This is a genomic window from Acidovorax sp. GW821-FHT09A11 (genome assembly GCF_059418365.1).
The window spans coordinates 146,009-159,778 of sequence record NZ_JBWKPS010000001.1; the positions used below are offsets into that span (position 1 = coordinate 146,009).

Sequence of the window (13,770 nt, forward strand, 5' to 3'; positions counted from 1 at the left end):
CTATGCGCATAGCCGTGGACATCAGCATGCTTGAAATACCCGGTTCAGGTATTGCGAGGTACATAAAATGCCTGCTGCCGTTGATGATTGAGCAGAGTCAAGGCCGGCATCACTGGTTGCTCTATGGAAGGGTTTGTCCAGCGGCTCATTATGTCCAGCTGCCGAATGTGACTTGTCGATCCGATTACTTTCCCCGTGATGTCGGAAGGATCGCCAGTCTGTTCTTCTCGCAAGTCATCTGGGGGAGCATTGATCAGCCCGATGTCTACTGGAGTCCCGCGCATAGATTGCCGTGGTCGTTACCACGAAAAACAGCCACAACAGTGACCGTTCATGATCTTTGCTGGCTGAAGCAGCCAGAAACAATGCGCCGCGTCACATACTGCCTGGACCGCTTCTTCATGCCTCGAAGCCTTGCGGCCGCTCAACAGATCATCGCGATCTCGGAATCAACGGCGGAGGATATCAAACGGTATTTTGGGGAATCGGTCCGGAAAAAAGTGTCAGTTGCAACCGAAGGCGGGGCGCATATGCCCCCCCCATTGCCGCTCGTTCATTTAAGGAGCTTGGGTATTGAAAGGCCATATGTACTGTTTGTGGGCAGCTTCGAGCCCCGAAAGAATTTGGCAAGATTGCTGCAGGCTTTTCGACGCATGATCGACCGTACGGAGGCCAAAATTCTTTTGGTGCTGGTGGGGGCTGCGAGCTGGGGCCGAAATTCCGTGAAGAATGATATTGAAGCCCTGGGGATCAGGGACAAGGTGGTCATCCTGGAAAATGTTGATGATCAGGTTCTGTCAACACTGTATCGGCATGCGCAATGCTTGGCTGCGCCGTCTCTTCTGGAGGGCTTTTGTTTGCCGGTAGCGGAAGCAATGTCATTTGGAACCCCGGTGCTGGCTTCCGTATCGTCAGCATTTCCAGAAGTGGTTGGGCGAGGAGGTGTACTCGTAGATCCCCTCAATGTGGATTCAATTGCTGACGGACTCGCCAGACTCATCACCAACGAAGACTTGAGACAGGAACTCAGCGAGCATGCACTCAGGCACTCTTCGAGTTTTTCGTGGGAGCGAGCGGGATTGGCGACGCTGAAGATCCTAGAAAGCGCGCATGAAAACCAAGTGCAGAGAAGTATGAGTCCGGGTCGTGATGGAGTATCCTAGATCTCTGATCTATCGATGATGAATAATATTGGTCTGGTTGACCGTGATGGTTTACCTCGTCAGCAGTTTTTGCAAACGCGAGAAATGAATACAAGCGATTCCAATGCAATGAAAAATCAACGTTCCTGGCGCATTGGCATCTTTGGCACGTTTGATGTTCAAAATTATGGTGATCTGCTTTTTCCGATCATTGCTGAACTGGAGCTTTCTCAAAGGCTCGGGAACATTGAACTCGTCCCCTTCTCTTATCACGCCAAATCTTCGCAGGATTGGCCATATGGGGTGGAATCACTTGCGGACCTGCCCCGCATGGCCAGTGGTCTTGATGCGATCCTGATCGGCGGCGGTTTTATTGTACGTTTTGATAAATTCATCGCCCCTGGATATGAGCCGCCGGTAGCGTGGATTCAACATCCCACAGGATACTGGCTGACCCCGGCATTGCTTGGTGCACAACATGGTGTTCCGGTGATATGGAATGCACCGGGCATGCACTGCAACGATATACCAAGCTGGAGCCATCCGCTACTTTCTCTGGCTCTGGAGTGCAGTACTCATATTGCAGTACGAGACGAGCCCTCGAAAACCGCGCTCATGCCATTTGTTGACCCGCAGCGTGTGCATGTGATGCCTGATACAGCATTTTCAATTGGACGCTGTTTGAAGTCTCATTCTGGAACCGATGAGGCAGATGCAATCCTCAAGTACTTGGGCCTCAAGACGCCCTACATAGTTATTCAAGCGACTCAAAATCTCGAGCGATTTACTGATTATGTCAAGAAATTTCGAGTTGAGCTGCCGAACCTTAGTTTCCTTCTCCTCCGCCTTGGCCCCGTGCTTTGTGACCACGAATCGTTCATCGATGCTGATCTCCCAGGTACTTTCTGTCTCGGTGAATGGCCGTCGCCAATGGCCCTGGCATCATTGATCAGCGGATCCGAGGCTGTTGTGGGGCACAGCTATCATCTTGCGATCACAGCATTGTCGTGTGGTATTCCGGTGTTCAGTTCCAGTGATCTTTCCCAAGGAAAATTCACGGCACTTTCCAAATACAGCTCCGTGCATCCGCTGCCGCCGGCAGGCTGCGATGATCCCGAATGGCTGTCCCAGCGGATTGGCCGAAAAGAACCTTCGCAGTTGGCCATGGAGGCAAATGATGTGCTGGAAAATTACTGGGATCATGTTGCCGATATGGTTCGGAGTGGCAAGACCGATTCCATGGTCGTCATGAATGCTTTTTGGATGTCACTGCCTGGCATTCTTGAACGTGAATCTCGACGGGCTGGAGCCACCAGGTCAGAATCCCCCGGGGAACTGCAAGATTTTGAGGCTCGTTTGAGCGACAGCAAAAATTTGCTTGATGCAGCAAAAACGCAGTTGGTCGACGCATCGGAGAGGTCGCTCGAGCTTGAAAAAAGGCTGCTTGAAATGCAGGAATCCATTTCCTGGAGAATGACTGCTCCCTTGCGCAGTGCGTGGCGCTGGGTGCAAGGTTTGTCTATCTGAAGCAAATTAACACTATTTTCTCATGAAGACATATTCAGAGCCGCAGGAAAATTCCTCCGCGAACTCCGTGCGCACCACCAGCAATGGGGGCTGCGAATGCTTCCCCGGTTGCGCGTGCTGTGACGAAATAGCTGCAATGCGGCAGACTATGCAGCAAATTGAACGGGAGTTGATCCTCGGCAAGGAGACAATTGCGTCTCGAGACATTGCCATTGATTGGCTAAAAAAAGAGGTTGACGCCGCGAGGATGACGTTGGAGTGGCGTCGCAAAAGCCTGAAATATCTGCTTGTCGACCTTATATATCTGCTGGCCGACCGTTCGACGCTGGCCCGTACGCTTGGCAATATGCTTTTGCCAAGGCGCATTAAAAGAAGGCTGCATGCGGAATCGATAAACAATCAGTTGCAGGGAGTTCCATCCCAGCATGTACCAGCCATGCCACTGCTCGGTAAGGTATGCAATGGGAAAATTGATATTGTTTGTTTTGCCAATATTGAGTGGTCTGCCCGGTATCAAAGACCACAGCAGATGATGTCTCAATTTGCTGGCCATGGTCACCGTGTATTTTATATTGTCCGCTCAAAAATGCCTGCGCGCGGCGCTCCCTATGAGTTGAGGCAGGTAGCCGAAAAAATATTCGAAGTGAGCCTTGCATTTAATGAATATGAGGATTTCTATTCGGAGCGAATGTCGCCTTCCAATCGAAGGGCTGGGAACGAGTCATTTTCCCGCTTGGCGCTTGATGCGGAAATAAGGGCAGCCTTGGTTGTTGTTCATCTGTCTTACTGGACGGCGTTGTCCATTGATCTGCAGAAATCACGTTCCTGGCGTGTGCAATATGATTGCATGGATGAATGGGCTGATTTTCCAGATATTGGAGTGCAACTTGTAGAGGAAGAAGAAATACTGGTTAAACATGCAGATTTGGTAACGGTCACGGCATCCATTCTAGAAAAAAAATGGATGCAAAAAAATACAAAATGCCTCCTTGTCCGAAATGCGGTGGACTATGATTTTTTTGCAGACCGATGTGTGGAAAATGGCTTGCTTGCTCACTTGGGAACACCAGTTATTGGATTCTACGGCGCCTTGGCCCCTTGGATAGATTTCTCCCTGCTGCGTTTCTTGGCAGAAAATCGCCCCAATTGGAGTTTTGTGCTAGTCGGCGATTGTTTTGTCAAAGATATGGCTGGGCTTGACAGGATGCCCAACGTGCATCTCACGGGTCGAAAGCCTTATGAAGACATGCCTCGCTATCTCCATGGCTTTGATGTATGCCTTATTCCATTCAAGTTGAACAAGGTTACGCATGCGGTCGATCCGGTGAAATTCTACGAATTCATGAGCGCGGGGAAGCCTGTTGTGAGCGTGCCACTTGAGGAAATGGCCATATATCAAGATTATGTGTACTTCGCCTCTGAGTTTGAGGATTTTCTTGAAAAAATTGAAATAGCTTTGGCCGAGAGTAACCCGGATTTAAAGAGTCGAAGAATTGGTCTGGCCAAAGAGAATGATTGGCGGCATCGCTACCTTGCGACCGATGAGGCCATCAAGGCGCTATATGGAAGGTGCTCAATTGTGATCGTGAGCTATAACAACGTCGAACTCACAAAACAATGTATCGAAAGCATATTTTCCCGGACCACTTATCCCAACTATGAGGTAATTGTTGTTGATAATGCTTCTTCTGATGGTACAGAAGACATGTTGCGACAGATGCAGATCCAGCACGCAACGGTAAAAGTGGTTATTAATAATAGCAACAGAGGTTTCGCAGCGGCGAATAATCAGGGAATTGCGTTGGCAGAGGGGGAGTATATCGTATTGCTTAATAATGATACTGTGGTCGCCAATGATTGGCTGGAAGCAATGCTTCGGCACTTGCAGAACGAGAATATAGGGATGGTCGGGCCCGTCACCAATTCAATCGGAAATGAGGCAAAGATAGATACAAACTACCTCAACCTGGAGCAGATGCATGACTTTGCTTCTCGCTATACCCTTGCGCATGCTGGACGCCATTTCGACATCTCGATGCTTGCAATGTTTTGCGTGGCAATGCGGCGCGATGTTTTCAATGAAATTGGAGCGCTGGATGAGATGTTCGGTCTTGGGATGTTTGAGGATGATGACTACAGCCGAAGAATGCACGTTGCCGGCTATCGCACAGTGTGCGCGGAAGATTCCTTTGTTCATCATTACGGGCAGGCATCGTTTGGGAAATTGATTGAAACAGGGGAGTATCAGGCCCTCTGGGATAGAAACCAGGCTTACTTTGAAGGCAAATGGGGCGCTTGGAAGCCACACACGCACAACCGCAATCGGCAGGAGACGGAATGAAATCCGATGACGAAATTACTGCCGCCCATTGGTCGAAGAATGTGGCGAGTTCAGATGCTTTTTCACCCCAAGTCTATTGGCTCGCTGTACCGGCTGTTCAGCAGCGTTTTCAGCGGCTTGCCTGTAGGGGAACAGATCATCGCTGGTGGGTGGAATACTGTCTGGGCGAATTCCTGCGCCGCTCGACATCCTCGGCCAGAATGCTGAGCATTGGCTGTGGCAGCGGTACCTTGGAGCGCGACCTTTTTCGGCTGAATGCATTTTCCGAGTGCGACGCAATTGATATCGCATCCGGTGCCATTGATATCGCCCGGAAGGAAGCGCATTTGATTGGTGCTTCCAATATCAACTATCACGTACAGAATGTTCAGGAAACCCCGCTGGGCGAGAGTATTTACGATGCGGTCTGGTTTAATGGCTCCTTGCATCATATCAAGCAACTGGAATCGGTTTGTGAGTCGGTTCGGGTCGCCCTGAAACCTGGGGGGTGGGTATTTTTTAATGAGTATGTTGGGGCGAACCACTTCGCTTTCTCAGAACGCCAGCGTGAGGTCATTGAAAATGCATTCCGATTGTTGCCTCCGGAATATCGTCGATCATTTCAGCCGGAACATTTTGGGAAAGTTCAGTTGAAGGTTCAGCTTCCTGATCCAGCAGACGTGATCAGGGTGGACCCTTCCGAGGCAATTCGATCACAAGATATCCGTGCGGTTCTGTCTGATTACTTTGTTGAACATGCATTTAATTCTTGTGGGGGCAACATTTTGCAATTCGCCCTGCACGGAATCGCAGGTAATTTTGTAGAAACTGACTCACGCTCAATGGCACTGCTGCAGATGCTGTTTGATATTGAAGACACGCTATTGGAAAATCAATTTTTTGCGACTGATTTTGCGGTTGGGGTCGTGCGGGTTCCGTAGCGGAATGAGGGTGATGCAGAATTTCATTCGTCAGGGGTATTGGATACCGGGGTGCTTGCTTCGATTCCTAAATCGACGATACCAAGAAATGAATTGCTTCCGTGAGCTACTGTGTCAAAACTCAAGATACCTACTTGTTTGTCAATCAGCAGCGAGGTCTCTTCGGTGCGGCCATTCATCAGCTTGATGGTGACGTGATATCGACCGGCCGCCAGGATCGCTGGAAAGTGGAAAGTAATGGTTCCCTCTCGCCAATCGCTTTCCACATTGGAGTAAGGGAGGTCGAAGTTTTTTCCGCCAACCACGAGCAGCCGGGCTTCCTGGATGGTAATGCTGATGTTCGGCAGTAAAACAGATTTGCTGACCCTATACCCGATGGCAATATCAATCGTCTCACCGTAGGCAAATGATGAGTAGTGACTCTCGGTATTGGTGAACCTAGCTGAAATAATTTCACCTTCTTCTGTCCCAAATGCGATGCGGGCTTCGTTCAGTTCTTTTTTTCTAGCGACCGATGTCTTCCCGCCGCTGGCCCACCGGCGTTGTTCATCTCGCATATCCAGCAAATACATTTCGGATATTGTCTCCGGGGTTCCAGATGCCTTTAACATTCCTTCGGTGAGATAAATTGCGGTGTTGCAAAATCTCTTGATCATGCTCATGTCATGAGATACAAACAGCAGAGTCGTCCCTTTTTCTGCCAGCTTTTCTAGCCGTCCCAGGCATTTGAATTGAAAAGACGCGTCACCGACGGCAAGGGCTTCGTCGACGACCAGTATGTCGGGTTCTACGCAGACGGATACCGAAAATGCCAGGCGTACGAGCATTCCACTCGAATATGTCTTGGTTGGCTGATCGATGAAATCCCCGATATTGGCAAAATCGGCTATCTCATCAAAGCGAGCATCTATTTCTGCCCGCTTCAATCCAAGCAGTGCTCCATTAAGATAGACATTTTCACGGCCGGTGAATTCTGGGTTGAACCCTGAACCCAGTTCCAACAAAGCAGCGATTTTCCCGTGAGCCAGAACCTGCCCCGACGTGGCGCGAAGTGTATGGCAGATCAGTTGAAGAAGGGTGGATTTTCCACTTCCGTTTCGGCCAATGATACCGAGGGCTTCCCCTTTGCGGACGCGAAATGAGATATCTTTCAGTGCCCAAAATTCGCGAAACCGCTGCTGCCCAGCGAAAGGTAGCATTTGCAGTAGGCGGTCTTGCGGCTTGTCATAAATTTGATAGCATTTGCTGATTTTTTCGACTTCAATGGCGAATTCAGAGGACATCAGAAAATCCCTCGCGACTTTTCTGAAATAAGCAGAGGCTCGATATTGCAAAGATAGTGGAGAAAATAACCGATTCTCCCCATTCAATAAAATTTGGTATGCCTCCCCAAAAAATTACCATGCGTGCATTTTCAATCACTTGCGCCAAGGGGTTCATTCCCATCGCCTGATGCAACTCCGGAGGCAGGGCGCTTGTCGGGTAAAAGACGGGCGTCAAGAACATGAGTGGCAGCAATAGCGCTGAAATAATATGAGTAATATCCCGAAAATATACACCGAGAGCACTGAGAATCCAGGAGAGCCCGAGTATGCAGAGGAGTAGAGGAAGTAAAATGACCGGAAAAATAATGCATGACGCAGGTGGTGCTCCCATCGTCAATCCATAGAAGGCCAACCATACGGCAGAACTGACAAGCATGTGAAAAATGCCCACACCCAAGCTTATCCAGGGCAGGGCTTCAAGGGGAAATTTTATTTTCTTGACGTAGTTTGTATTGGTGACAATCAATGCTGGTGCGCGGAGCACGCACTCCGAGAATAGATTGAAAACTGTCATGCCAATAAAAATAAGCAATGCAAATTCGATGGGTGATTCCTTCCCCCCAGGCCAGCGAACTGTAAATACCTTTGTGAATACGAGCGTGTAGACGGCAAGGGTAAATGCAGGATTGATTATTGACCAAATCAATCCAATAGTAGAACCTCGATAGCGGGAATGGATTTCTCTTTGAATTAATGAGAAGATAAGTTCCCTGTGTGTCCAGGGAATAAATAGATTGACGAGATAAAAAAATGACTGCCTGGTCATGTATTGCCAATGGTTGCGAACTTGGCGTTAAAACCGCGTCCCGGTGATTGTTTTCAATGCTTCGTTGAAAACTAGCGAAACCAGAGATGACTGTGCATTGAGCGAGAAAGCAGGTCAAGCTGCGTAGTCGTGCAATTCCATCTCCACGCCTGCGGGCCACATTGAACTGACGGATCCAGGCTGATAAAACGTCACAGTCACGCTCCGCCGGGATTGGCTGGCTCGCTCTGAAACCCGTGTCACCTCATGCCAGGAATTGTCTGACCTCACAAAGGTGGCTGAATTCCCGATGACCGGATTCACCAAGGCGGCAATGTCTTTTGCATCGGAAGAATTGAGGATGGCGAGGCAACCTCCGTCCGTGGGGTGCCACTTGTGGTTGAAATAAAAGACATGGGTAACCATTTTTTCAGGAAGATCGCGATGGGGGCCGAGAAGTCCGCCACGGCCATAGTGGTACACATGCGCCTCCATCGGAAGGCTAGTCAAGTCAAGGCCGGTGATTGACGACATCGCCATCCGGTATTCAGTGGAAAGCAGGTCTTTTGCCAGTTGCTGCCATGGAAGACTCAGGAATTCGGCATGCGATATGGTTTGCTCGCCCATTGGAATCAGAGAACGGGCGTCATACCGGTAATCTTTCTCTCCTCCATAAGCCTCAATGGTCCGGAAGTGATCGTGAGGATAGGTTTCGGAAAGCGCAGCGCAATCGGCCTGTGAATAGAGATTCGATATTTCAGCCCATCTAAAAGGCTGAGTGTTCATGCGACATTCCCTAATTTTTGAAAAATCGATCATGGTCTGATAACTGATGATGAAAAGAGAAGGTTGGTGAAGCGTTGACAACGTGGAGAAGAGAGTTTTTTCGCGCGGTCGAAACAGTATGCACTTCGCTTCGCCGCCCGTCCGAGGCCGCAGATTCGCACGGCGCGACGGTTGTGTGAAGGCCTTCTCGCCGGATTTTTCAGTAGGGGGCGTTGTCCGTGCCCCGACCCTATCAAGCGTGCCGCTGTTGCCGCGCTGTGATCATTCAGGAGAGGATGAGAGGCGAACGCGGCCATGGACATGCTTGATTGACGGGCTCAGGTCGAGCCATTTTGACCCGCCAGCTGAATCGCTCCGGATTTCCACGGGTTTTCGTTCGCCGGATGGGTGGGACTGCGCTAAGCGGTTCCGTGCGCACATCCATCCCGGCGCCCTCCAGTCACAGATGTCCGAAGCACGGCCTTGGTACGCGGCGGGAGCCTGACGTCAGAGCGCCCAATCCGTGTAAGTCGGCGCTCATCGAAAGAGTTGGCGCGTGTGGGGCATAACCGCGCCGCCCATCCCCCGTGGCATCGCGCCTGGGCGCCACCATTGGCAATCGCAGTCCATTGCCCAGCAAGGCTGGTCCACCGCAGAACGAAAGGGCTCTGGCGCTACGCTGGGGATAGAGTTGGACAACGTTCCTGTGGGGCATGCAAAAACCGCATGTGGTCACGCGGATTTCTTCGTTGGCGAAGCAGGAGGGGACTTCTAAGGTGGCTGCGTTCTTCCGCCTCTTGCTTTTGCCAACCCTCTCCGCTTCCGAAAGCCATTGCCCATGTCTGCAGTCCTCACACCCACTCCTGCCATTCACACTCTTGTCCCCAACGCCCAGCCCCGGCGCAAGGACTGGTTCGACGCCCCGGCGGCCCGCCCCACGGTCGAGGCCGAGCGCCGCCACCGGCAGGAGACGCTGGCCGTGGCCTTCCGGCTGTTTGCGCAGCAGGGCTTCAACTACGGGCTGGCCGGCCACATCACCGCGCGCGACCCGGAGTGGACGGACCACTTCTGGGTGAACCCCCTGGGCCTGCATTTCTCGCAGATCAAGGTGTCCGACCTGCTGCTCGTGAACGCTGCCGGCGAGATCGTGGTGGGCCAGGGCCCACTGAACCGCGCGGCGTTCGCCATCCACGCCGCGCTGCACGAGACGCGCCCCGACATCGTGGCCGCCGCGCACACGCATTCGACCTACGGCAAGGCCTGGTCGTCGCTGGGCCGCAAGCTCGATGCGCTCACACAGGACTCGTGCATCTTCTATGAAGACCACGCGCTGTTCGACGACTTCACCGGCGTGGTGCTGGAGACCGATGAGGGTTTTCGCATCGGCGAAGCCCTGGGCGCGCAAAAGGCCGTCATTTTGCAGAACCACGGCATCCTGACGGCAGGCCCGTCGGTGGAGGCCGCCGCGTGGTGGTACATCGCGCTGGAGAACGCCTGCCAGGTCCAGCTGCTGGCCGAAGCCGCCGGCACCCCCAAGCCCATCCCGCACGAGATCGCGCAGCGCACGCATTCGCAGATCGGCGGGCCGGGTGGTGCGCAGTTCGCGTTCAAGAGCCTGTTCGACATCATCGTGCGCGACCAGCCCGAGGTGCTGCAGTGAATGCGCCACTGACCCGGGGGCAGGCCGCACGCGCGCTGGCGGTGGAGTTCGGTGCGCGCGCCGCGGTGCACGACCGCGATGCGAGCTTTCCGCACGCCAACTTCGCCGAGCTGCAGCAGGCCGGCCTGCTGGCCCTGGCCGCGCCGCGGTCGCTGGGCGGGCAGGGCGCGTCGGCCGCGCAGCTGGCCGAGGTGATCGGCGCCATCGGCCAGGGCTGCCCGGCCACGGCGCTGGTGCTGACCATGCAGTACATCCAGCAGCGCGGCATGGGCCGTCCCGGCTCGCCCTGGCCGCAGGCACTGGCGCAGCAACTGGTGAATGAATCGGTGCATGAGGTCTCACTGATCAACGCACTGCGCGTAGAGCCCGAGCTGGGCTCGCCCGCGCGCGGCGGCCTGCCGGCCACGGTGGCGCGGCACACGGCCGAGGGCTGGCGCATCAGCGGGCACAAGGTGTATTCGACCGGCGCGCCCATCCTGCGCTGGTATGTGGTGTGGGCCCGCACGGACGAGGCCGCGCCGCGCACCGGCGCCTTCCTGGTGCGAGCGGGCCTGCCCGGCATCCGCATCGAGGAAACCTGGGACCACCTGGGCCTGCGCGCCAGCGGCAGCCACGATGTGCACCTGCACGATGTGCTGATCCCCCACGCACACGCACTGGACCTGCGCCTGCCGCAGGACTGGGCCCGCGGCGAGCCCGCCATGCAGGCCGAGATGACGGTGATGCTGGCCGCGCTGTACACCGGCGTGGCACGCGCCGCGCGCGACTGGCTGGTGCAGTTTCTGCGGGAGCGCGTGCCCGCCAGCCTGGGCGCGCCGCTGGCGACCTTGCCCCGCGCGCAAGAGGCCGTGGGCCGCATCGAAGGCCTGCTGCTCACCAACGACCGCCTGATCGCCAGCCTGGCCCACGACCTGGATGCCGGCACGCTGGTGCCCACCGTGGACAGCGGCCTGGTCAAGGCCCTGGCCACGCGCAACGCCATCGAGGCCGTGCAGGCCGCGCTGGAGCTGACCAGCAACCACGGCCTGGCGCGCAAGAACCCGCTGGAGCGCCACCTGCGCGATGTGCTGTGCGGCCGTGTGCACACGCCGCAGGACGACAGCGCCTATGTTGCCGCGGGCCGCAGGGCGCTGGCCGTGGGGGCCGCATGAGCGCGGTGCTGACTGCGCATGACCCTGGCAGCGGGAACGTCGATGCACGTGACGACACGGACGCCAGGGTTGATGCGGATCGCTGGGTCGTTCTGAACCAGATAGGCCCCGAAGCCGATGCGCTGCTGGGCTCGTCAGGCTTGCCCATCGTGCTGACCGCCGACGACGCCGCAGTGCCCGCCTGGGAGCGCGCTGCCGATGTGGACATCCTTTTCACCGGCCCGCGCAACGGCTGGCGCCAGGCGCCGGCCACCGCACCCGCAGGCTGGCCCGGGCGGCTGAAATGGGTGCACGTGGCATCTGCCGGCATCGACTTCTTCCCGCCCTGGCTGCTGCAGGTGCCGCAGGTGACCTGCTCGCGCGGCGTGGCGGCCGTGCCCATTGCCGAGTACGTGCTGACCGCGCTGCTGACGCACCAGCGCGCATGGGACACGCTGCAGGTGTCGGGCGCCGGGCCGTGGCGCGAGACGTTTGCGCGGGTGGACCAGCACCTGCCCGGCACGCTGCAGGGGCGGGCGCTGGGCATCGCGGGCTACGGTGCCATCGGGCGCGAGGTGGCGCGGCTGGCGCAGGCCTTGGGCATGCAGGTCACGGTGCTGCGCCGCGGCGGAGCGAATGTGCAGGGCGATGATGGTGTGCGCACCGCCTCCTCCATCGAGCAGCTGCTCGCGGCCTCGGACCACCTGGTGCTGGCCCTGCCCATCACCGCGCAGACCTACCACCTCATCAACGCCGCCACCCTGGCGCACGCCAGGCCCGGGCTGCACCTGGTGAACATTGCGCGCGGGGCCCTGGTGGACCAGCAGGCGTTGCTGCATGCGCTGGACAGCGGCCGCCTGGCGGGCGCCACGCTGGACGTGACCGACCCCGAGCCGCTGCCCGACGGCCACCCGCTGTACACCCACCCGCGCGTGCGGCTCACGCCCCATGTGTCGTGGGCGGCGCAGGGCGCGGCGCAGCTCACGGCCCGCAAATTCGTGGCCAACCTGGCGCGCCATGTGGAGGGGGAGCCGCTGCAAGACGTGGTGGACGGGGCGCGCGGGTACTGATGCCAGGTCGCGCGGGCGGGCAGGGTCCGCACGCGGCCAGTGCCTGCATGCGAAAACCGCATATGGATGGTCGCAAGCCTTCGTTGCTGGAGCGCGGGCCCGGTGATGCAATGGCAGCCAGAGTCCCTTCAAAGTGCCAAACCCATTTCACACCCGACCACCATGCTGCGCCGCCAATTCCACCATCTGCTGACCGCCTCCGTTGCCGCCAGTTCGTTCCTCTCACCCGTGCTCATCCACGCCCAGCAGCGCGTGTTGCTGCGCGCTGGCGACCAGAAGGGCGGGTTGCAGGCCCTGCTCGACGCTGCGGGCGAACTGAAGAACCTGCCCTACGACATCAAGTGGAGCGAGTTCCCGGCCGCCGCGCCGCTGGCCGAAGCGCTCAACGCCAACGCCGTGGATTTCGGACCCATCGGCGATGCGCCGCTGCTGTTCACCCTGGCGGCGGGCAGCCGGGTCAAGGCCTTTGCGGCCAGCCGGTCGGATGCGTACGGCACCGCCGTGCTGGTGGCGCCCCACTCGCCGCTCAAGACGGCTGCCGACCTCAAGGGCAAGAGCATCGCCACCAACCGCGGCTCCATCGGCCACTTCGTCACGCTCAAGGTGCTCGAATCCGCCGGGCTCAAGGCCGACGACGTGCAACTGCGCTTCATCCCTCCACCGGACGCCAAGCTCGCGCTCACGCAGGGTTCGGTGGACGCCTGGGCCACGTGGGAGCCCTACACCGCGCTGGCCGAGACCAGCGGCCATGCGCGCGTGCTGGTCAGCGGCCGGGGGTTGTGGACGGGCCTGTCCTTCCTGGCCGCCACCGACGCGGCGCTGGCCGAAAAGCGCGCGGTGCTGCAGGACTTCAAGGAGCGCGTGGCGCGCGCCCAGGTGTGGTCCTACCAGAACGCCAAGCCGTTCGGCCAGTCGCTCGCCCGCATCATCGGCATCCCGGCCGACGCCGCGCAACTGCAGTTCGAGCGCCGTGCCACGCGCTGGCAGGACATCGACGCCCAGGTGCTGGCGGACCAGCAGAAGACGGCCGACTTCTACCTGGCGGCCGGCCTGATCAAGCAGCGGCTGGATGTGCGGGGCACCTTCGACACCAGCTTCAACCTGGCCAAGGGCTGAGGCCCGCGCAGGCGTGTCTGTCGGGCAAG

Annotated in this window: 11 protein-coding genes; 8 read left to right on the forward strand and 3 right to left on the reverse strand. The window is 56.6% G+C overall.

The features are described from left to right. Positions 1–2 precede the first annotated feature (2 nt). From AC07PV_RS00675 to AC07PV_RS00690, 4 genes are all read left to right on the forward strand, one after another. A complete protein-coding gene (locus tag AC07PV_RS00675) occupies positions 3–1,163 on the forward strand; it encodes a glycosyltransferase family 4 protein (RefSeq protein WP_492253389.1) in 1,161 nt (386 codons plus the stop codon). Between the two features lie 15 nt (positions 1,164–1,178). Next, a complete protein-coding gene (locus AC07PV_RS00680) occupies positions 1,179–2,669 on the forward strand; it encodes a polysaccharide pyruvyl transferase family protein (protein WP_492253388.1) in 1,491 nt (496 codons plus the stop codon). Between the two features lie 148 nt (positions 2,670–2,817). Beyond that, on the forward strand, positions 2,818–5,010 hold the full coding sequence (locus AC07PV_RS00685; protein WP_494629083.1) for a glycosyltransferase: 2,193 nt from the start codon (positions 2,818–2,820) through the stop codon (positions 5,008–5,010). Beyond that, the gene (locus AC07PV_RS00690) at positions 5,007–5,930 is read left to right on the forward strand and encodes a class I SAM-dependent methyltransferase (protein WP_218294664.1); all 924 of its coding nucleotides are present in this window, start codon (positions 5,007–5,009) and stop codon (positions 5,928–5,930) included. Before AC07PV_RS00685 ends, AC07PV_RS00690 begins: the two co-directional genes overlap by 4 nt. Positions 5,931–5,953: 23 nt before the next feature. Here the strand turns inward: AC07PV_RS00690 and AC07PV_RS00695 are convergent, their stop codons facing one another. The 3 genes from AC07PV_RS00695 to AC07PV_RS00705 form a co-directional block, all read right to left on the reverse strand. Beyond that, a complete protein-coding gene (locus tag AC07PV_RS00695) occupies positions 5,954–7,213 on the reverse strand; it encodes an ABC transporter ATP-binding protein (protein WP_494629085.1) in 1,260 nt (419 codons plus the stop codon). After that, the gene (locus AC07PV_RS00700) at positions 7,203–8,021 is read right to left on the reverse strand and encodes an ABC transporter permease (RefSeq protein ID WP_492253385.1); all 819 of its coding nucleotides are present in this window, start codon (positions 8,019–8,021) and stop codon (positions 7,203–7,205) included. The genes AC07PV_RS00695 and AC07PV_RS00700 overlap by 11 nt, the downstream gene beginning before the upstream one ends. Positions 8,022–8,135: 114 nt before the next feature. Beyond that, a complete protein-coding gene (locus tag AC07PV_RS00705; RefSeq protein WP_218341038.1) occupies positions 8,136–8,786 on the reverse strand; it encodes a 2OG-Fe(II) oxygenase in 651 nt (216 codons plus the stop codon). A gap of 817 nt (positions 8,787–9,603) precedes the next feature. On the opposite strand from AC07PV_RS00705, the gene AC07PV_RS00710 reads away from it, so the two are divergent. From AC07PV_RS00710 to AC07PV_RS00725, 4 genes are all read left to right on the forward strand, one after another. Beyond that, positions 9,604–10,425, forward strand: a complete 822-nt coding sequence (locus tag AC07PV_RS00710; RefSeq protein ID WP_494629086.1) for a class II aldolase/adducin family protein — start codon at positions 9,604–9,606, stop codon at positions 10,423–10,425. Then, positions 10,422–11,576 carry an acyl-CoA dehydrogenase family protein gene (locus AC07PV_RS00715; RefSeq protein WP_492253383.1) on the forward strand — a complete coding sequence of 385 codons (1,155 nt, stop codon included), beginning with the start codon at positions 10,422–10,424 and terminating at the stop codon, positions 11,574–11,576. Before AC07PV_RS00710 ends, AC07PV_RS00715 begins: the two co-directional genes overlap by 4 nt. Then, a complete protein-coding gene (locus tag AC07PV_RS00720; RefSeq protein ID WP_492253382.1) occupies positions 11,573–12,625 on the forward strand; it encodes an NAD(P)-dependent oxidoreductase in 1,053 nt (350 codons plus the stop codon). Before AC07PV_RS00715 ends, AC07PV_RS00720 begins: the two co-directional genes overlap by 4 nt. Positions 12,626–12,787: 162 nt before the next feature. After that, a complete protein-coding gene (locus AC07PV_RS00725; protein ID WP_494629088.1) occupies positions 12,788–13,741 on the forward strand; it encodes an ABC transporter substrate-binding protein in 954 nt (317 codons plus the stop codon). Positions 13,742–13,770 lie beyond the last annotated feature (29 nt).